The sequence below is a fragment of the Streptomyces sp. NPDC030245 genome (genome assembly GCF_055572995.1).
The window spans coordinates 65,487-82,820 of record NZ_JBVICF010000013.1 but is presented as its reverse complement, the minus strand read 5'-3'; the positions used below and the strand labels follow the sequence as shown (position 1 = coordinate 82,820).

Annotated in this window: 14 protein-coding genes; 6 read left to right on the top strand and 8 right to left on the bottom strand. The window is 73.0% G+C overall.

Annotated elements, in window-relative coordinates:
• The first annotated feature begins 675 nt into the window (after nucleotides 1–675).
• A complete protein-coding gene (locus ACZ4Z4_RS30700; protein ID WP_468334434.1) occupies nucleotides 676–1,347 on the top strand; it encodes a lytic polysaccharide monooxygenase auxiliary activity family 9 protein in 672 nt (223 codons plus the stop codon).
• 121 nt (nucleotides 1,348–1,468) lie between these two features.
• Nucleotides 1,469–2,986, top strand: coding sequence for a PQQ-dependent sugar dehydrogenase (locus tag ACZ4Z4_RS30695; protein WP_468334431.1), 1,518 nt, complete (start codon nucleotides 1,469–1,471; stop codon nucleotides 2,984–2,986).
• Between the two features lie 21 nt (nucleotides 2,987–3,007).
• Here ACZ4Z4_RS30695 and ACZ4Z4_RS30690 read toward each other — a convergent pair whose 3' ends face one another.
• The 7 genes from ACZ4Z4_RS30690 to ACZ4Z4_RS30660 all read right to left on the bottom strand — a co-directional run bounded on the left by ACZ4Z4_RS30690 (nucleotide 3,008) and on the right by ACZ4Z4_RS30660 (nucleotide 9,678).
• Complete coding sequence (locus ACZ4Z4_RS30690; protein ID WP_468334428.1) at nucleotides 3,008–3,682, bottom strand: GntR family transcriptional regulator; 675 nt, start codon at nucleotides 3,680–3,682, stop codon at nucleotides 3,008–3,010.
• Between the two features lie 103 nt (nucleotides 3,683–3,785).
• A complete protein-coding gene (locus tag ACZ4Z4_RS30685) occupies nucleotides 3,786–4,790 on the bottom strand; it encodes a proline racemase family protein (RefSeq protein WP_468334425.1) in 1,005 nt (334 codons plus the stop codon).
• Nucleotides 4,791–4,842: 52 nt separating this feature from the next.
• The gene (locus tag ACZ4Z4_RS30680) at nucleotides 4,843–5,751 is read right to left on the bottom strand and encodes a dihydrodipicolinate synthase family protein (RefSeq protein ID WP_468334422.1); all 909 of its coding nucleotides are present in this window, start codon (nucleotides 5,749–5,751) and stop codon (nucleotides 4,843–4,845) included.
• Nucleotides 5,748–7,313 (bottom strand): FAD-dependent oxidoreductase, encoded by a 1,566-nt coding sequence (locus tag ACZ4Z4_RS30675; protein WP_468334419.1) that lies wholly within the window; start codon nucleotides 7,311–7,313, stop codon nucleotides 5,748–5,750. Before ACZ4Z4_RS30675 ends, ACZ4Z4_RS30680 begins: the two co-directional genes overlap by 4 nt.
• Nucleotides 7,294–7,623, bottom strand: coding sequence for a (2Fe-2S)-binding protein (locus ACZ4Z4_RS30670; RefSeq protein ID WP_468334416.1), 330 nt, complete (start codon nucleotides 7,621–7,623; stop codon nucleotides 7,294–7,296). Before ACZ4Z4_RS30670 ends, ACZ4Z4_RS30675 begins: the two co-directional genes overlap by 20 nt.
• Complete coding sequence (locus tag ACZ4Z4_RS30665) at nucleotides 7,613–8,845, bottom strand: NAD(P)/FAD-dependent oxidoreductase (protein ID WP_468334414.1); 1,233 nt, start codon at nucleotides 8,843–8,845, stop codon at nucleotides 7,613–7,615. Before ACZ4Z4_RS30665 ends, ACZ4Z4_RS30670 begins: the two co-directional genes overlap by 11 nt.
• A gap of 86 nt (nucleotides 8,846–8,931) precedes the next feature.
• The gene (locus ACZ4Z4_RS30660) at nucleotides 8,932–9,678 is read right to left on the bottom strand and encodes an AraC family transcriptional regulator (protein WP_468334411.1); all 747 of its coding nucleotides are present in this window, start codon (nucleotides 9,676–9,678) and stop codon (nucleotides 8,932–8,934) included.
• 243 nt (nucleotides 9,679–9,921) lie between these two features.
• Between ACZ4Z4_RS30660 and ACZ4Z4_RS30655 the strand changes: the two genes are divergently transcribed.
• Together ACZ4Z4_RS30655 and ACZ4Z4_RS30650 are read left to right on the top strand one after the other, a co-directional pair.
• A complete protein-coding gene (locus tag ACZ4Z4_RS30655; RefSeq protein WP_468334932.1) occupies nucleotides 9,922–11,082 on the top strand; it encodes an MFS transporter in 1,161 nt (386 codons plus the stop codon).
• A 167-nt stretch (nucleotides 11,083–11,249) separates the two neighbouring features.
• A complete protein-coding gene (locus ACZ4Z4_RS30650; protein ID WP_468334408.1) occupies nucleotides 11,250–13,580 on the top strand; it encodes a collagenase in 2,331 nt (776 codons plus the stop codon).
• Here ACZ4Z4_RS30650 and ACZ4Z4_RS30645 read toward each other — a convergent pair.
• A complete protein-coding gene (locus ACZ4Z4_RS30645; RefSeq protein ID WP_468334405.1) occupies nucleotides 13,552–15,105 on the bottom strand; it encodes a glycoside hydrolase family 3 protein in 1,554 nt (517 codons plus the stop codon). The genes ACZ4Z4_RS30650 and ACZ4Z4_RS30645 overlap by 29 nt on opposite strands.
• 256 nt (nucleotides 15,106–15,361) lie before the next feature.
• Between ACZ4Z4_RS30645 and ACZ4Z4_RS30640 the strand changes: the two genes are divergently transcribed.
• Nucleotides 15,362–16,363: a zinc-dependent alcohol dehydrogenase gene (locus ACZ4Z4_RS30640; RefSeq protein WP_468334402.1), complete on the top strand. Its 1,002-nt coding sequence runs from the start codon at nucleotides 15,362–15,364 to the stop codon at nucleotides 16,361–16,363.
• A gap of 19 nt (nucleotides 16,364–16,382) precedes the next feature.
• Nucleotides 16,383–17,333, top strand: coding sequence for a Gfo/Idh/MocA family protein (locus tag ACZ4Z4_RS30635; RefSeq protein ID WP_468334399.1), 951 nt, complete (start codon nucleotides 16,383–16,385; stop codon nucleotides 17,331–17,333).
• Nucleotide 17,334 lies beyond the last annotated feature (1 nt).

Below are 17,334 nucleotides of genomic sequence, written 5' to 3'. Positions count from 1 at the left end.
CAACCCTGTGGGAGTCGATCCGTCGAACGGAATCCGACTCCCTGTACAGGAATCCACGGGCGAACGTAACCCTCCCCGCAGCGAACGAAAGTGGCCATCCGGCGGGCGGACCCGGTCGTCCTCGTCCTGCGTGGGCTGGGCGGGAGGGTTGCGGGAGCGCGGGCGGGAACCCTGCGCCGAGGCCGGACCGGGCGAGTGAGCAGGTGCGACGTCGCGGAGTGTGCCCGCGCACAGGCGGCGCCCCGGCCGGTTCCCGCGGGCCGTGCCGACGCGGAACGCACCTCCGCACACCGCCGGGATCGGTGTTGCGCGCGGAACCGGTGTCCGCCGCCCGATGAGAGCACTGCGCCGCGCGGTGCGGGCAGCGACTCGCGGGGTCGGCGAGCCGGCCCCCGGGCCCCGGTTCTCGCAGCGTGCGCACCTCATGCCGTACGTCCGGCGGCCGAGCGGGGCGGCCGCCGCCGGACGGGCTGCCGGGCCACCGCCCGCGCCCCGCGCTTGCCGCGTCAACTACCGCTCGGATGTGGCGCGTTCGGATGTTGCCGCCGTGTTACCGCACCCGCAGATTATTTTGCGGGAGCGCTCCCACGCGGCACCTCGCACCGCAGCCCCCCCCGTCGCATACGTCACCCCCCACGTCTCATCCGACGCACCCCCACAGGAAGCAGGAGCCCGATGGATCGTCACTTTCATCTCCCCCGCACGAGACGCGGTCTGACGCTCGTTTTCAGCGCCCTGGCCGCGTTGCTGCTCAGCCTGGTCCCCTGGAGCGGGACCGCGGTGGCGCACGGTTCGGTCGTCGACCCGGCATCGCGCAACTACGGCTGCTGGCAGCGCTGGGGCAGCGACCACCTCAACCCGGCGATGGCCCAGCAGGACCCCATGTGCTGGCAGGCGTGGCGGGCCGACCCCAATGCCATGTGGAACTGGAACGGCCTGTACCGCAACGGCTCCGGCGGCAACTTCCGGGCCGTCGTCCCGGACGGCCAGCTGTGCAGCGGCGGCCGGACCGAGGGCGGACGTTACAACGCCCTCGACACCCCCGGCGCGTGGCGGACCACCCCTCTCGCCGACGACTTCACCGTGAAGCTGTACGACCAGGCCAGCCACGGCGCGGACTACTTCGAGGTCTACGTCAGCCGGCAGGGCTACGACCCCGTCACCCAGCCCCTGCGCTGGAGCGATCTCGAACTGGTCGCCCGCACCGGCAAGTACGCGCCGAGCCAGAACTACTCGATCCCCGTGGACACCTCCGGCTACAGCGGCCGCCACGTGGTGTACACGATCTGGCAGGCGTCGCACATGGACCAGACGTACTTCCTCTGTAGTGACGTCGACTTCGGCTGATCGTGACGGCCGAGTACCGTCCCGCCGGGCAGCGCCATGCCCGGCGGGACGCGCCCGGCTCGGCTCGAGCCCCCTCCTTCCGGTGCCTTTTCCCCCGGTGCCCCCTCCTCCTGGAGCCGACATGCCCCCAAGACTCTGCATCGGCACCTTCCTCCCCCTCGTCCTCCTCAGCCTCCTGCTGAGCACCCTCGCCGCCCCGGTGACCGCCGCCGCGACCCCGCGCGCCGCTGACGTCCCCCTGACCTCGCTACACGCCACCACCACGCAGGTCGCGTCCGGACTGAGACGGCCCACCGCCCTCGCCGCCCCCGACGACGGCACCGGCCGGCTCTTCGTCACCGAGAAGTCCGGCACCGTCCGCGTCTACCACCCCGACACCGGTCTGGCCACCACGCCCCTCCTCGACATCAAGTCCTCCGTCGACGAGTCGGGCAACGAACGCGGACTGCTGGGCATCGCCGTCCCGCCCGACTTCGCCACCAGCCGGCAGCTGTACCTCGCGTACACGGCCCTGCCCGACGGCGCGGTCACCCTCGCCCGCTACCGGCTCGACGGCGCCCGTCTGGAGCCCCTGCTCTCCCAGGAGCACGCCGAGTACAGCAATCACAACGGCGGCCAGCTCGCCTTCGGCCCCGACGGGCACCTCTACTGGAGCATCGGCGACGGCGGCGGTTCGGCGGACCCCCTGCGCGCCGGGCAGCGGCTGGACACGCTGCTGGGCAAGATCGTGCGCGTCGACGTGGACCGCACGTGCGGAGAGCTCGCCTACTGCGTCCCCGACGACAACCCCTTCGTCGACGTCCCCGGCGCCCGCCCGGAGATCTGGCTGTACGGGCTGCGCAACCCGTGGCGGTTCTCCTTCGACCGGGCCGACGGCTCGCTGTGGATCGGTGACGTCGGGCAGGGCCGCTGGGAGGAGATCGACCACATCGCGCCGGGGCGCGGCGGGCTCAACCTCGGCTGGTCCTGTTACGAGGGGCTGGAACGGTTCGCGGGCGGCGACTGCACACCGGGGGAGCGGTACACCGAGCCGGTGTTCACGTACTCCCCGTACACGGGCGGGTGTTCGGTGATCGGCGGTCACGTCTACCGCGGCAAGAAGTACGCCGACCTGGCCGACGGCACGTATCTCGCCACGGACTACTGCTCCTCGACCGTCTGGGCGCTGCGCCCGGACGGCAGCGGCGGTTACGAGCAGGCGGAGATCGGCGAACTGCCCACTCAGGTGACGTCCATCGGCGCGACCGTCGACGGGGAGCTCTACATGGTCAACGACCTGCCCGGCGGCCTGCACCGCCTCTCGCTCGCACGGGAGGAACCCACCTGCCGCGTGGACCGGACCGTGCAGAGCTGGGGCACGGGAACGAAGGTCGACCTCACCCTCACCAACACGGGCGCCACGCCCGTGAACGGCTGGCGGCTGGAGTTCCCCCTCGCCCTCGGCCAGACCGTCGTCTCCGACTGGGGCACCGACCTGACCCAGGGAAGCAACACCGTCACGGCCGCCAACGCCCCGTACAACGCCTCCATCCCGCCGGGAGGGCGTGTCACTCTCGGCTACCTCGCCGACCACACCGGGGACAGCACGCCACCGCCGCGCTTCCTCCTCAACGGGGACGCATGCGCCGTGGGGCGGTGACCTTCCGTCACGGGTGTGACGTCACGGGCGGCTGTCGTTCTCGGCCCACAGCGACCGCACGTGGCCGAGGTGCCGGGCCATGCACTTCTCCGCGGCCTCGGCGTCGCCCGACAGCATGAGGTCGAGGAGTTCGATGTGCTCCTCGGCCGACGGGGTCAGCTGGTCGCGTTCGTCCAGGGTCGTCAGGCCGTAGAGGCGGGAGCGCTTACGCAGGTCGCCGACCGTCTCGACCAGCCGGTCGTTGCCCGAGAGGGCGAGGAGCGAGAGGTGGAAGCGGCGGTCGGCCTCCAGATAGGCGATGAGATCGTGGTCGCGGGCGGCGCGCACGATCTCCTCGGCGACCGGGCGCAGCACCTCCAGGTCCTCGCGGGCGGCGGTGCGGGTGATCCGGCCGATCATGGGGACCTCGATCAGGCCGCGGATCTCCGTGTACTGGTCGAGGTCGCGTTCATTGACCTCGGTGACCCGGAAGCCCTTGTTGCGGACCGGCTCGACGAGGCCCTCCCTGGCCAGGTCGAGCATCGCCTCGCGCACCGGTGTCGCAGAGATGCCGAAGTCCTCGGCGAGGCCGGGAGCGGAGTAGATCTCACCGGGGCGCAGTTCGCCGGAGATCAGGGCGGCGCGCAGGGCGTGGCCGACCTGGTCGCGCAGCCGCTCCCTGGTGGTGATGAGGTTCTTCTGCTTCAGGTGCCCCATGGTGTCCCCTCCGGTGGTCCCCGCGCCCGCGCGGATCACCAAAGTACAATGTCACGTGGCAAGTTGGGGGGCCGGGAGGTACGGGGGAGGGCTCACTCGGGGCTCAGAGCAGGAAGCCCGCCGGGAAAGGGTCGTCCGGGTCGAGGAAGTACTGGGCCGTGCCGGTGATCCAGGCCCGTCCGGTGATCCGCGGGACGACCGCGGGCAGGCCCGCCACCTCCGTCTCCGCCACCAGCCGTCCGGTGAACCGAGTGCCGATGAAGGACTCGTTGACGAAGTCGCGGTCCAGCGGCAGCTCGCCGCGTGCGTGCAGTTGCGCCATGCGCGCGGACGTGCCCGTCCCGCACGGCGAGCGGTCGAACCAGCCCGGGTGGATGGCCATGGCATGCCGCGAGCGGCGCGCGTCCGAGCCGGGCGCGGCCAGGTAGACGTGCTTCACCCCGGCGATCTCCGGCTGCTCGGGGTGGGCCGGGCGGTCCGGCGACGCGTTGATCGCCTCCATGACGGCGAGGCCCGCCGCCAGCAGGTCGTCCTTGCGCGCGCGGTCGAACGGCAGGCCGAGCGCGTCGAGTTGGACGAAGGCGTAGAAGTTTCCGCCGTAGGCCATGTCGTACGTCACCGTGCCGTGCCCCGGCACCTCGACCTTGCGGTCCAGGGCGAGACAGAACGCGGGCACGTTGGTGAGCGTCGCCGACGTGGCCGCGCCGTCGCTCACCCGTACGTCCACGGAGACCAGGCCCGCCGGGGTGTCGAGGCGGACCGTGGTGACCGGCTCGGTGACGCGGACCATGCCGGTCTCCACCAGGACCGTGGCCACACCTATGGTGCCGTGGCCGCACATGGGGAGGAGCCCGGACACCTCGACGTAGAGGACTCCGTAGTCGGCGTCCGGACGGGTCGGGGGCTGGAGGATCGCGCCGCTCATCGCGGAGTGGCCGCGCGGCTCGTACATCAGGAGGGTGCGGAGGTGGTCCAGGTGCTCGATGAAGTGCAGCCTGCGGTCGGCCATGGTGGCGCCGGGCAGCACTCCGACACCTCCGGTGATCACGCGCGTGGGCATGCCTTCGGTGTGCGAGTCGACGGCGTGGAAGACGTGACGGGTGCGCATGGGTGTCCCTTCCGGTTCTCATGGCGGGGCGGGTGCGGACACGGGAGAGAGATCAGCGGTGGCCTGCCGCCATCGCCTTCTCCGTGGCCGAGCGCACCAGCGCCTCCGTGGCGCCGGACAGCGGCGAGCGCGGCGGGCGGGTCGGGCCGCCGCGCCGGCCCACGATGTCCATCGACAACTTGATGGACTGCACGAACTCCGTCTTGGAGTCCTGGCGCAGGAGCGGGTGCAGCGACCGGTAGAGGGGCAGTGCGGTCTCCAGGTCCCCGGCGCGGGCGGCGTCGTAGAGCTCCACGCAGGTGGCGGGAAAGGCGTTCGGGTAGCCGGCGATCCAGCCGACCGCGCCCGCGAGGGCGAGTTCGAGCAGTACGTCGTCGGCGCCGATCAGCAGGTCGAGCTCCGGGGCGACCTCGGCGATCTCGTACGCCCTGCGGACGTCCCCGGTGAACTCCTTCACCGCCACGACGGTGCCGTCACCGTGCAGTCCGGCCAGCAGGTCCGGGGTCAGGTCGACCCTGGTGTCGAACGGGTTGTTGTACGCGACCACGGGCAGGCCCGCCTCGGCGACCTCGGCATAGTGGGCGCGTACGGCGTGTTCGTCGGCGCGGTAGGCGTTCGGCGGGAGGAGGAGCACGGAGCCGCAGCCCGCCTCCGCGGCCTGTTCGGCCCAGCGGCGGGACTCGGCGCTGCCGTAGGCGGCGACGCCGGGCATCACGCGGGCCCCGTCGCCGGCGGCCGCCACGGCGGTGCGGACGACGCGGGCGCGCTCGTCGTGGGTGAGGGTCTGGTACTCGCCGAGGGAACCGTTGGGGACGACGCCGTCGCAGCCGTTGCCGATGAGGTGGCTGACGTGCTCGGCGTAGGCGTCGTAGTCGATGGAGAGGTCGTCGCGCAGGGGGAGCGCGGTGGCGACCATGATGCCGCGCCAGGGGCGGTCGGCGGTCCAGGTGGTGGCGGTCATGAGGGGTGTCCTTCTGTCGGGTGGGAGCCTGCCGGGTGGGGAGCGGAAGGTAGAGGGGCGGGGGCCGCCGGGAGGGCCGCGAGGGTGCCGAGCGGCACGGGTGTGGCCAGCAGGCGGCGGTCGGGGGATGCGGGCGGGGCCGGAGTGCGGTGGGGGTGGCGCGCCGAGGAGGAAGGCGGGGGTGGTGGCGATGCGAGACAGGTCGTCGCCCAGCCGCACATGCGGCCCTGGCACCAGCCCATGCCCGCTCGGGTCAGGAGTTTCACGGTGCGTGCGTCGCGGGCGCCGTACTCCGTGACGGCCTCGCGGATCCGGCCCGCCGGAACCTCCTCGCAGCGGCAGACGTCCGTGTCGTCGGAGAGCCACCGGGTCCAGCCGGGGCCCGGCGCGTGCGCCGCGGCCATGACGGCGGCGAAGGCGGCCGTGCGGTCACGGCGACGGCGCAGGGTGCGCAGACGCGCGACCGGGGCGGGACGGCATCCCGTCAGCCGGGCCGTGACGGCCAGCGCGGCCAACTCGCCCTCGACGAGGGCTGCTTGGGCGCCGCCGACGCCCGAGGTCTCGCCCGCCGCCCACAGGCCGCGCAGTGACGTCTCCTGCAACGGGGTCAGTGTCAGGGCGTGCGTGCCGTCGACGGTGCGGTGGGTGGCGCACCCCAGGGCGGTGGCCAGGTCTGTCTGCGGGACCAGGCCGTGACCGACGGCCAGCGCGTCGCAGGCGATGCGGCGGCCCGTGCCCGGCACCGGCCGCCAGTCGCGGTCGAGCCGGGAGACGGTCACCGCCTCCAGCCGGTCCGTGCCGTGCGCCTCGGTCACCGCGTGGCGGGTGCGCGGGCGCACCTTGTGGCGGAGCAGGCTCGCGCCGTGCAGCGCGGCCTCCGCCAACTTGTGGGGCTGGGTGGCGAGTACGGCCGGGTGGCGGGCGTAGCCGAGGTATCCGGAGGCCTCGATCAGTTCGGGCACCTCCGCCCCGGCCTCGGCGAGCGACGCGGCCACCGCGAGCAGCAGGGGGCCGCTCCCGGCGACGACCACGCGCCGGCCGGGCAGGGCCAGGCCCGACTTGAGCATGGCCTGGGCGCCGCCCGCGCCCACGACACCGGGCAAGGTCCAGCCGGGGAAGGGGAGATGCCGTTCGTACGAGCCGGTGGCGAGGAGGAGGGCGCGGGACCGGACGACCACTGGACGCTGCCCCGCGTCACGCGCGCCGTCCTCGCCCGTGAGGGCGTGGACCGTCCAGTGGTCCTCCGCCTCACGCGTGACCGTCCAGACGTGATGGTCGAAGAGGCGGGTGACGTCGCTCGCCGCCAGCCGGTCGCGCAGGTCGGCGAAGGTGGACCAGTCGTGGTGCAGGGCTTCGGTGCGGGCGGCGCGTGTGGCCGCCGCGGGGTGCCGGTAGAACTGCCCGCCCGGTTGTGGAGCCGAGTCCAACAGGGCTACGGAGAGACCGAGTTCCCCTGCCGTCACCGCACCGGCGAGGCCCGCGGGCCCGGCGCCCAGCACCACGAGGTCGTACGGCGGCGGGCCCTCCGGCGCCGCGGTGGCCTCAGTCGTCGAGCCCGGCATGCCCGTTCCCTTCCTGGGTGGTGACCGTGTCGTCCGGACGGGCGGTGACCAGGCAAGCCCGCCTGTTGGGACGGCCGTTGACGGTTGCGAGGCAGTCATAACACTGGCCGATGCCGCAGAACGCGCCGCGCGGGCGGCCACCGACGCGCGTGGTCCGCCAGGAGAGGATCCCCGCGGCCCAGAGCGCGGCGGCGATGGACTGGCCTGGCAGCGCGCCGATGTGCCGCCCGTCGAAGGTGATCGTGAAGGAGGTGCCGGAAGGCGCCCCGACGAGTTCGGCGGCGGACCCGGTCCGGTCTTCACATGTCATGGGGGGTGCTCCTCTCGGCGGCCTTGAGCGGGACCTCAGCCGAATTCTCGCGTGGGCCTTCGTACTCGAAGCGTTCAGGAGCGAACGGGCGTGCCGTGACAGGGAGTTCGCCTCCCACCAGCATCGCCGCGATCAGCGCCCCGGTCGCCGGAGCCAGGCCGATGCCCGCGCCCTCGTGGCCGCACGCGTGCAGCAGGCCGGGCACGCGCGGGTCCGGGCCGATCGCCGGGAGGTGGTCCGGAAGGTAGGGGCGGAACCCCGCGTACGTCCGGATCGCACGCACCGCGGCGAGGCCGGGGAACAGGCCGACCGCCTGGGCCGCGAGCCGCCGCAGGACCTCCACGGACAGCGTCCGGTCGAAACCCACCCGCTCCCGGCTCGCCCCGATCAGCACCGGGCCCGCCGGAGTGCCCTCCACCACGGCCGAGGTCTGCAAGGCCGCCGATCCGCTGGCGACGTCGGCGACATACTCCGCGGAGTACACCTTGTGGCGCACCACGCGCGGCAGCGGTTCGGTGACGAGGACGAAGCCGCGGCGGGGCAGCACCGGCAGCTCCACGCCCGCCAGGCGCGCCAATTCACCGCCCCACGTGCCGCCGGCGTTGAGCACGTGCGGCGCCCGCACCTCTCCCCGCCGTGTCCGTACGCCCCGCACCTCGCCCTTCGTGCCGGTCAGGACCGCCGTGACCTCCTCGCCGAGCCGCAGTGTCAGGCGTCCGGAGTCGGCCGCCGCTCGCAGCAGGTGCGCGGCGGCGAGAGCGGGCTGCACTTGGGCGTCCTGGGGGTAGTGGAAGCCGCCCGCGAGGCCGGGGGCGAGGTTCGGTTCGAAGTCGGCGAGGCAGTCGGCGGGGACCTCGGTCGCCTTGACGCCCGCGCGTGTCTGCGCCGCGGCGAAGTCCCGCAGCGCGGCGAGCCCCGGCGCGGTCGAGGCGACGACCAGGCCGCCCTTCGCCTCGTACTCGACACGCGAGGGAATTTCGGCCGCGAGCTCGCGCCACAACTGGGCCGAGAATAGGGCTAGTTCGAGCTCTGGGCCCGGCTCCTTGTCGGAGACGAGGAGGTTGCCCTCGCCCGCTCCGGTGGTGCCGCCCGCGACGGGGCCGCGGTCGATGACGGTGACGTCGAGGCCGGAACGGGCGGCGTAGTAGGCGCACGCGGCGCCGACGACGCCCGCCCCCACGATGATGAGGTCCGGCTGTCCGGACGGATGTCTCGTGAGCACGGCAGTAATATTTCACATGGCACTGGCGCTGCCAAGGGTGCGTACGCACAAGGCAGTTGACCGATCCGACAGTCAGGAGTGGGTGCTCAGGCGCGGCGCTGATGGGTGCCCGGCGTGTATCCGTAGGCGCGGCGGAACACGTCGATGAACGCGCTGGTGGACGACCAGCCGCAGCGGTGCGCGACCGTGGTGACCGGCATGCCCTCGGCCAGCAGGCGCAGCGCGTGGTAGAGGCGCAGTTGGGTCCGCCACTGCGGAAACGTCATCCCGAGCTCCCGGCGGAACAGCCGGCTCAGGGTGCGTTCACCCGCTCCCGCCACGGCGGCCAGCTCGGCCAGGCCGCGCGGGTCGGCGGGGTCGCTGAGCAGCAGGTCGCAGACGGCGACGAGGCGGGGGTCCGCAGGGGCGGGCAGCTGCACGGGCTGCTGCGGTGACGCGCGCAACTGGTCGAGGAGCACGGCGCGCAACCGGCGGCGCTGCGGGGATTCGTCGTGCGGGGCGCGGGTGCAGGCGAGGATCAGTTCGCGCAGGAGCGGGCTGACGGCGAGGACGGTGGGGGAGTCCAGGCCGAGCGGATTCGTGGCCGCGGGCAGGCCGAGCAGGTGCAGGGCGAGGTGGCCGTGGGCGCGGTGCGCGTGCACGCATCCGGCGGGGACCCAGATGGCCCGAGTGCCCGGTGCGAACCAGGTCCCCGCGTCGGTGGTGACCGCGACGACGCCGGAGCCCGCGTAGATGATCTGGTGGTCGTCGTGTCGGTGTGCGTCGATGCGCTCTCCGGGGGCGAGTTCCCGGGTGACGGTGGGGGCTTGGGGGGTGTGGCGGATCTTCGGCACAGGTTGGCACTTTATCGGAAGCGGGCCATGCGGGGGCGTGGCGAGGATGGGGCGATGCCGACGAACCAGCCACCCCCGTCACCTTCGCCACCCCCGTCACCTCCGCCATCACCGTCACCTTTGCCACCCCCTTCACCGTCACCTCCGCCATCCCCTTCACCTGCGCCTTCAGTCCCACCTGCACCCGGGTGCGCACACACAACACCCGCAACACGCGCACCCCGCCCACAGGCCCCCCGCCCCATCCCCCTCCTCTCCCTCGGCCACGCCTGCGTGGACGTCTATCAGGGCGCCGTCGCCGCCCTCGTCCCGTTCTTCGTCGCCGAGCGTGCCTATACGTACGCCGCCGCGTCCGGCATCGTGCTCGCCGCCTCGCTGCTCTCCTCCGTGGTGCAGCCGCTGTTCGGCGCGCTCGCCGACAAGTGGGCCATGCCGTGGCTGCTGCCGGTGAGCACGCTGGTGGGCGGTGCGGGGGTCGCCCTCGCGGGCGTCGGCGGGAACTATGCGCTGACGCTGCTCGCCGTCGCCGTGTCCGGCATCGGTGTCGCCGCCTACCACCCGGAGGCGGCGCGTGTCGCGCGGCAGGCGAGCCGGGGCAGCCACACGGCGATGAGCTGGTTCTCCCTCGGCGGCAACGTCGGCTTCGCGACCGCGCCCCTGCTGGTCTCGGCCGTCGTCGCGACGGGCGGCCTGCGCGCGTCCCCGCTCCTGGTCGTGCCCGCCCTCGCCGGAGCCGCGCTCTGCGTGGCCGCGCTGCGGAGCGTCAGGGCGCGGGAGGCCGCCGACGGAGAGGGCGGTTCCCGGGGCCCGCGGGGCATGCCCGACCCGGTCGCCGAGGACGACTGGCCGTCCTTCGTCAAGCTGTCCGGTGCCATTGTCTGCCGCTCGATCGTCTTCACCGGGCTGAGTACGTTCATCGCGCTGTACGTGCGGGAGCGCACCGGCGGCGGTGCGGCCGCCGGTACCGTCGCGCTGTTCGTGCTCTACCTCGGCGGTGCGGTCGGCACCGTCGCCGGCGGGTGGCTCGCCGCGCGGTACGGCCGCATCCCGGTCGTCCGGTGGTCGTACGCCTCGACGGTCCTCGCGGTGGCGGGCGTCGTCCTCGTCCCCGGGCCGCTGCTGTACGTCTTCGTCGTGCTCGTCTCGGCCGGTCTGTACGTGCCGTTCTCCCTGCACATCACGCTCGGCCAGGACTATCTGCCGCGCCGCATGGGCACGGCGAGCGGGGTCACGCTGGGGCTGACCGTGAGCATCGGCGGTCTCGCGAGCCCGCTGATCGGAGCGGTCGCGGACGCCACTTCCCTGCGGGTGGCCCTCGCGCCGCTGATCGTGCTGCCCGCTCTCGGCTGGCTCCTCCTGCGCACCCTGCGTGAGCCGGGGGCGGAGCAGGTACCCCACTCCTGAGCCACTAATTCCGGTTCAGCCAGGGTCTCCTGAGGGGTTGTCAGTGCAATTTCACATTACTACGTTACGCATCACATGACGCTAGGGCAGCCCCCAACTGGGGCTGCTCACGCGCCAGTTCAGCGTTGCCTCACCTCTTGCCCCCACCTCCCACACAGGAGCCCTCGGTGTCCCAGCCACGCCTACGAACCCTGCGCAGATCCGTGCTCGCCGGTGCGACAGCGGCGACCCTCTGCCTCTCGGCCGCCCAGTACGGCCACGCGGCCGAACCCTCCCGCGCGGCGTCCCAGCCCCCACGTGCGTCCGCGCCCGCACCCGCCGAACCGAACCCCCACGACGTGGTCGACCGCAGGGCGAAGGCTCCCAGGCCGAGCGCCTTCGAGATCCCCGCGCCCGGTGGCCTCAAGGAGGGCCGGATCCCCGGCGCCCGCACGCCGAAGCCCGCGAAGCAGGTCACGGCGGATGCCGCGGTCGCGCCCTGCACCCTCGACGGCGTCACCGGTCTGTCACCCGAGCGGTTCGCCGACTTCCTCGCCGACCCGGCCGTCACCGCCGACGGCTGTCTGCGGAATCTCGTCTGGACCTGGGACCCGCGGCTCGCCCCCGTCATGTCGGACGCGCACGTCCAGGCCGTCTCCGGCCGCGTCACCCGCCTCGCGCCGGCCCACGACGGCAGGAACGGCAGCAACCTCCTGGAACTGCTCACCTATCTGCACGCCGTCGCCTACCAGGACTTCTCGCACGACGAGATCGACGTCACCGACGCGCCGACCGTGGACGCCATGCGCCGCGCCGTCGCCGCCTTCGGCTCGGCTGCCCGCACCTTCGACGTGACCCGCACCAACGCCGAATCGCTGCGCGAGGCGCTCTACGCCGCGAGCGCCCCCGGGCTGCGCCAGCACCAACTGCCGCTGGTCAAACGGGTCCTGGCCACCATGGACGCCAAGCACCCCGACACCGCCAAGGACACCGCCTGGGCCGGCTCCGCGCTCGCCGCGCTCTCCCTGAGCTACCTCGGCGTGTACCCCGGCAACAAGGACACCGCCTTTCACGCGGCGGTCAAGGCCGACCCGGCCTACCGCGCCGCCTTCAAGGCCTTCGGCGGACACACCCACCTCAAGGGCACGGCCAACGCCTGGGTGGTGCGGGACGCGCTGAGCGAGTACGGCAGGTTCGGCCAGATAGACGGCCTCACCGGCGAGATCGTCCCCGGCCTCGGCGGCCTGCTGCCCGTCACCGTCCGCAACTTCGGCGAGGGCAGCGCCCCTTGGGCGAAGGTGGCCCTCTGGCTCAACGAGTACGACGCCTGCACGCCGTACAACGTGTGCAAGGCCGACATCGAGCGCCGCGTCTTCCCGCAGACCTATACGTACGACAAGGGCGGCATGAAGGTCCGCACGGCGCTGGACCGCACGACCGTCGACCAGCTGTACTACGCGAGCAAGCAGGTCAAGGCGCAGTTCCACCGGGTCGTCGGCACCGAGGAGCCGCTCGCGGGCGACCCCAACACCACGCTGACCACGGTCCTCTACGCCTCGCGCGCCGACTACGAGAACTACCACCCGCTGCTCACCGGGATGGACACGAACAACGGCGGCGTCTACATCGAGCGCGGTGCGACCTTCTACACCTACCAGCGGCGCGTCCCGCAGGACTCCACGCTGACGCTGGAGGAGCTCTTCCGCCACGAGTACACGCACTACCTCAACGGCCGCTGGGCGGTACCGGGCTTCTTCGGCGAGGGCCCCTGGTACCAGGGCGACCGGACCACCGCCATGGACGAGGGCACCGCGGAGTTCTTCGACGGCGCCACCCGCGACGACGGCATCAAGGTCCGCAAGTCACTGGTCCGGGGCATCATCGACGACACGGCGAACGGCGGCCCGCGGATGACCGTCGACCAGCTCCTGCACGCCACGTACGAAGGCGACGGCTTCCGCTTCTACGACTACGCGGGCACGTTCTTCGAGTTCCTGTGGACCGAACGCCCCGCCCTCGTCAAGGAGATGTACAAGCACCTGCGGGCCGACGACCCGGCGGCCTTCGACGCCTGGCGCGACCGGCTCGGCGAGGACCGCGGCCTGCAAAGCCAGTACGACGCCTTCCTGGACAAGCAGATCGCACACGTCGACGACCTCTTCGTGCCCGACACCAAGTACGTACCGGTCGCCGAGCTCCGCGACACCACCGCCGCCCAGGTCCGCGCCTCCATCGCCGCGACGACGGGCATCACGCCCGACTGCCGCTCGAACGGCGCACCGGAGCGCCCGCGGTACACCTGCACGGGCAGGATCACCGCGAACCTCACTGCGGCCGACAACCCCGACACCGTCTTCAAGGACATGTCGGAGACGGTGGACTACTTCCTGCTCGACCGCTCCACGGCCGGTGACAACAACCTCACCGACATGAACTGCTCGTTCGGCGAGGTGGACATCTGGTCCGACCGGCGCGCGGGAAGTGCGGACTTCAGCTGCGAGGGGCCGCTGAAGGGGTGAGACCGCCGCCCGCGAGCAGCTCCGCCGCCGCGATCCCCGACACACGGGTCGCGCCGTGGGTGATCAGGCGGGTGGCGCCGAGCGCGTCGCCCGCCGGGACGCCCATCTCCACGACCAGGGCGTCGGGGCGGCAGCGCAGGATGCGGTTGAGGGTGTCGGTCACCCAGCGGTGCCGGGCCGCGTCACGGACCACGACCACCAGGGCGCGGCCCGTCGCCGGGGTCAGCACCTCGCGGTCCAGGAGGTCGCCGACGTGGGCGAGGTCGGTCTCCGTGAGGCGTACGGACGTGGTGCCGGGGCGCAGGTCCCGCAGCGGTTCGGCGACGCCCCACGGGGTGTGCCCGTCGATCGCCAGGTTCATCGTGGGGGACAGCTCCACGACGTGCGGCACGCCCGCGACGGGGAGCGCCGCGTTCGCCGTGCCGGAGCGGTGGTGCACCCGCACGGCGCGGCGGGCCGCGACCAGGCCGATGGCGCCGACTTCGGAGGGTTCCGGGGCGCGCCCCACGGCCCGGGAGCGCGCGCCGGACCAGGCGGCGAACTCCCGCACGCGCGAGCTCGCCTCGGCCAGGCGGGCCTCGGGCAGCGTGCCGTCGAGCACGGCCTTCACCAGAGCGGTGGAGAGCAGGTCGAACGTGGCCTCGTCGGCGCTCTCGCCGCCCACGCACACCGCGTCCACGCCGCCGGCCACCGCCTTCACGGTCGCGCCGTCGATGCCGTAGCGGTCGGTGACCGCGCCCATCTCGATGCCGTCGGTGACCAGGAGGCCGTCGAAGCGCAGCTCGCCGCGGAGCAGGTCCACCAGGATGCGGTGGCTGAGGGTCGCGGGCAGCTCCGGGTCGTAGGCGGGGGCGAGGAGGTGCGCGGTCATCACGGCGCGCACCCCCGCTTCCATCGCCGCGATGAACGGCGGCAGCGCGGTGAGCGCGATCTCCTCGGCGGAGCCCTGCACCTGGGGCAGGCCGTAGTGCGAGTCGACGACGGTGTCGCCGTGGCCGGGGAAGTGCTTGGCGCAGGCGGCGACGCCCGCTTCCTGGAGGCCGCGGATCCAGGCGGCCGTGTGGCGGGAGACGACGTCGGTGCGGGAGCCGAAGGAGCGTACGCCGATCACCGGGTTGAGCGGGTTGGAGTTCACGTCGGCGCTGGGCGCGAAGTTCAGGGAGACGCCCGCCGCGTGCAGGTCGCGGCCGATGTCGTGGGCGACGCGCTCGGTCAGGTCGATGTCGTCGACGGCGCCGAGGGCCAGGTTTCCGGGGCGGGACGAGCCGGTCCACGCCTCCAGGCGCGTCACGTCGCCCGCCTCCTCGTCGATGGCGACGATCAGGTCGGGGTTCTCCGCGCGCAGGTCCGAGGTGAGCCGCGCGACCTGCTCGGGCGTCTCGATGTTCCGCGCGAACAGCACGACGGAGCCCAGGCCCTCGGAGATCCTGCGGCGCACCCAGTCGGGGGCCGTGGTGCCCTCGAAGCCGGGCTGAAGCACGGAGTGGGCGAGGTGCTCCAGAGTCGGGTCACTGCTCGATGCCATGGCGCGACCTCCGAAGTTGCGGGTACGTACGGGAGACGTACGGGGCACGGGATGTGCAAGGTGCACGGGGTGAGCGGGTGTGTGGCGGGGCTCCTGCTGATTGGTCCAGGCCAATCGGATAGTGGATATTGGCTCGTACCAATCAGGGCTGTCAAGGAGTCGGAACAGGTCGAGACGGGCGAATCCACCAACCCGGAGGGAGAGTTGGGGAATCCTTGGGACTTCCGCAGATCGCATCCGCTGAGGGGAGAGGGCCATGCGCAGGTACGAGCTCGTCGGCCGGCGTGACATCAGGCTGGTCACCGATGTCGCGGTGCCGGAACCCGGACCGTCGGAGGTCGTCGTCCGCGTCCGGGCCTGCACGGTCTGCAACCGCAGCGACCTCGCCTACTTCCACTACTACGGACTGCGCGAGCACTGCTCCCAGGGGTGTTTCGGCCACGAGATCGCCGGAACCGTCGAGGCGACCGGCGCGGGCGTCCGGCGGGTGGTGCCCGGACAGCGGGTCTTCGTGCGGACCCCGCTCACCACCGGGTACGCCGACTACGCGCTCGCCCGCGAGATCTCCGTGGGCGCACTCCCCGACGACGTGCCCTTCGAGCAGGGCGCGATCCTGCAACTCCTGCCGCTGGCCGTGCACGCCACCCGCGGCGTCCGGCTCGGCGACCGCGTCGCGCTCGTCGGACAGGGACCCGTCGGGCAGCTGGCGCTGCGGGTCGCGCTGGCGCGCGGGGCCGCCGAGGTCGTCGCCGTCGACCTCGACGGCTGGCGCCTGGAGCGGTCGGCCGCCGCGGGCGCCGACGACGTACGCCGGGTGGACGGCAGCGCGGAACAACTGGCCTCCGTCGGGGCGGACTTCGACGTGGCCGTCGACGCCGTCGGCACCCCCACGACCCTCAACGCCTGCGTGCGCCTCGTACGGCAGAACGGCCTCGTCGTCCTCCTCGGCACCCACCACGTCGACACGCACGTCACCGTCGACCTGGTCACCTGGGAGCGCAAGGGGCTGCGCGTGCACAGCTCCGCGGAGCCGCTGGACACCGCGCGCGCCGAGGCGCTCGCCACCGCCGAACGGCTCGCCCACCGCCGCACCGACCTCCTGCGCCTGCCCGACCTGCACACCCACACCTACCCCCTCGACGAACTCCCCAAGGCCCTGGAACAGCTCTCCGCCAGCCGCTCCCTCTACCCGGACGCCGCACAGGCCCCCTACGAAGGACCGCCGCCCGAGACCCTCAAGGTGGCGATCGTCCCCTGAACGGCCGGAGGTCGAGCGCATGAGATGGGGCATCGCCGGATACGGCGACATCGTGACGCGTCGCGCGCTGCCCGCCCTGCACGCGCTCGGCGAGGAACCGGTGGCCCTGTGGGGCCGCGACCCGCACCGCGCCGCGCGCACCGCCGGGCGGTACGGGATCGCGAGGTCCGGCGCCGACCCGGACCTCCTCCTGTCCGGCGTCGACGCCGTGTACGTCGCCACTCCCGTCGCGCTCCACGTGCCGGTCGCCCGGGCCGTCCTGGACGCGGGCCTACCCGTGCTGATCGAGAAGCCGCTCGCGGGCGGGCTCGGCACCGGTGGCACGCTCGACACGACGGGGCGGTGCGCGGGCGTCGCCTACTACCGGCGGCTCGCGCCCGCCGTGCGGCGGCTGCGCGAGGAGCTCGCCGGGTGGACGCCCGAGCGGGTGGAGGTGCGGTTCCGCTGCGCCTTCGCGCCGGGGCCCGGCGACCCGAAGCGGTGGCGCGCCGATCCCGCCGTGTCCGGCGGCGGAGTCCTCGCCGACGCCGGGAGCCACCGGATCGATCTGCTGCTCCACCTCTTCGGACGGCCGGACAAGGTGGCGGCGCGGCTCGGCCGCCGCTTCCCGCGCGGCGCCGAGCGCCAGGCCGAGCTCGTCCTGCGCTGGCGGTCCGGGCTGCGGGCGCACTGCCTCGTGGAGTGGGGCGACGGGCCGCCCGTGGACCGCATCCGGTTCAGCGGCGGCGGACGCGCGGTGACGCTCGACCCGCTCGACTCCGGCCGCCTCGAAGGAACCACCGGGTCACCTCTCCTGCTGCCCCCGGCGCCCAACCCCCACCAGCCCCTGCTCGCCGACTTCGCGGCCGCCGTGGCGACCGGCACCGCCCCGGTCTGCCCGGTGGCCGAGGCCCGCCTCGTCGACGACGTGCTCGTCGCGGCGGAACGCTCGGACGCGGCGGGCGGCAGAACCGTCACGACCGGGGTCTGAA

Excerpts from the sequence above, each read along its gene's own strand:
- ACZ4Z4_RS30670 (WP_468334416.1), bottom strand. The coding sequence starts at position 7,623 with ATGACATGTGAAGACCGGACCGGGTCCGCCGCCGAACTCGTCGGGGCG.
- ACZ4Z4_RS30685 (WP_468334425.1), bottom strand. The coding sequence starts at position 4,790 with ATGCGCACCCGTCACGTCTTCCACGCCGTCGACTCGCACACCGAAGGC.
- ACZ4Z4_RS30700 (WP_468334434.1), top strand. The coding sequence starts at position 676 with ATGGATCGTCACTTTCATCTCCCCCGCACGAGACGCGGTCTGACGCTC.
- ACZ4Z4_RS30640 (WP_468334402.1), top strand. The coding sequence starts at position 15,362 with ATGCGCAGGTACGAGCTCGTCGGCCGGCGTGACATCAGGCTGGTCACC.
- ACZ4Z4_RS30675 (WP_468334419.1), bottom strand. The coding sequence starts at position 7,313 with ATGCCGGGCTCGACGACTGAGGCCACCGCGGCGCCGGAGGGCCCGCCG.
- ACZ4Z4_RS30695 (WP_468334431.1), top strand. The coding sequence starts at position 1,469 with ATGCCCCCAAGACTCTGCATCGGCACCTTCCTCCCCCTCGTCCTCCTC.
- ACZ4Z4_RS30690 (WP_468334428.1), bottom strand. The coding sequence starts at position 3,682 with ATGGGGCACCTGAAGCAGAAGAACCTCATCACCACCAGGGAGCGGCTG.
- ACZ4Z4_RS30645 (WP_468334405.1), bottom strand. The coding sequence starts at position 15,105 with ATGGCATCGAGCAGTGACCCGACTCTGGAGCACCTCGCCCACTCCGTG.
- ACZ4Z4_RS30635 (WP_468334399.1), top strand. The coding sequence starts at position 16,383 with ATGAGATGGGGCATCGCCGGATACGGCGACATCGTGACGCGTCGCGCG.
- ACZ4Z4_RS30680 (WP_468334422.1), bottom strand. The coding sequence starts at position 5,751 with ATGACCGCCACCACCTGGACCGCCGACCGCCCCTGGCGCGGCATCATG.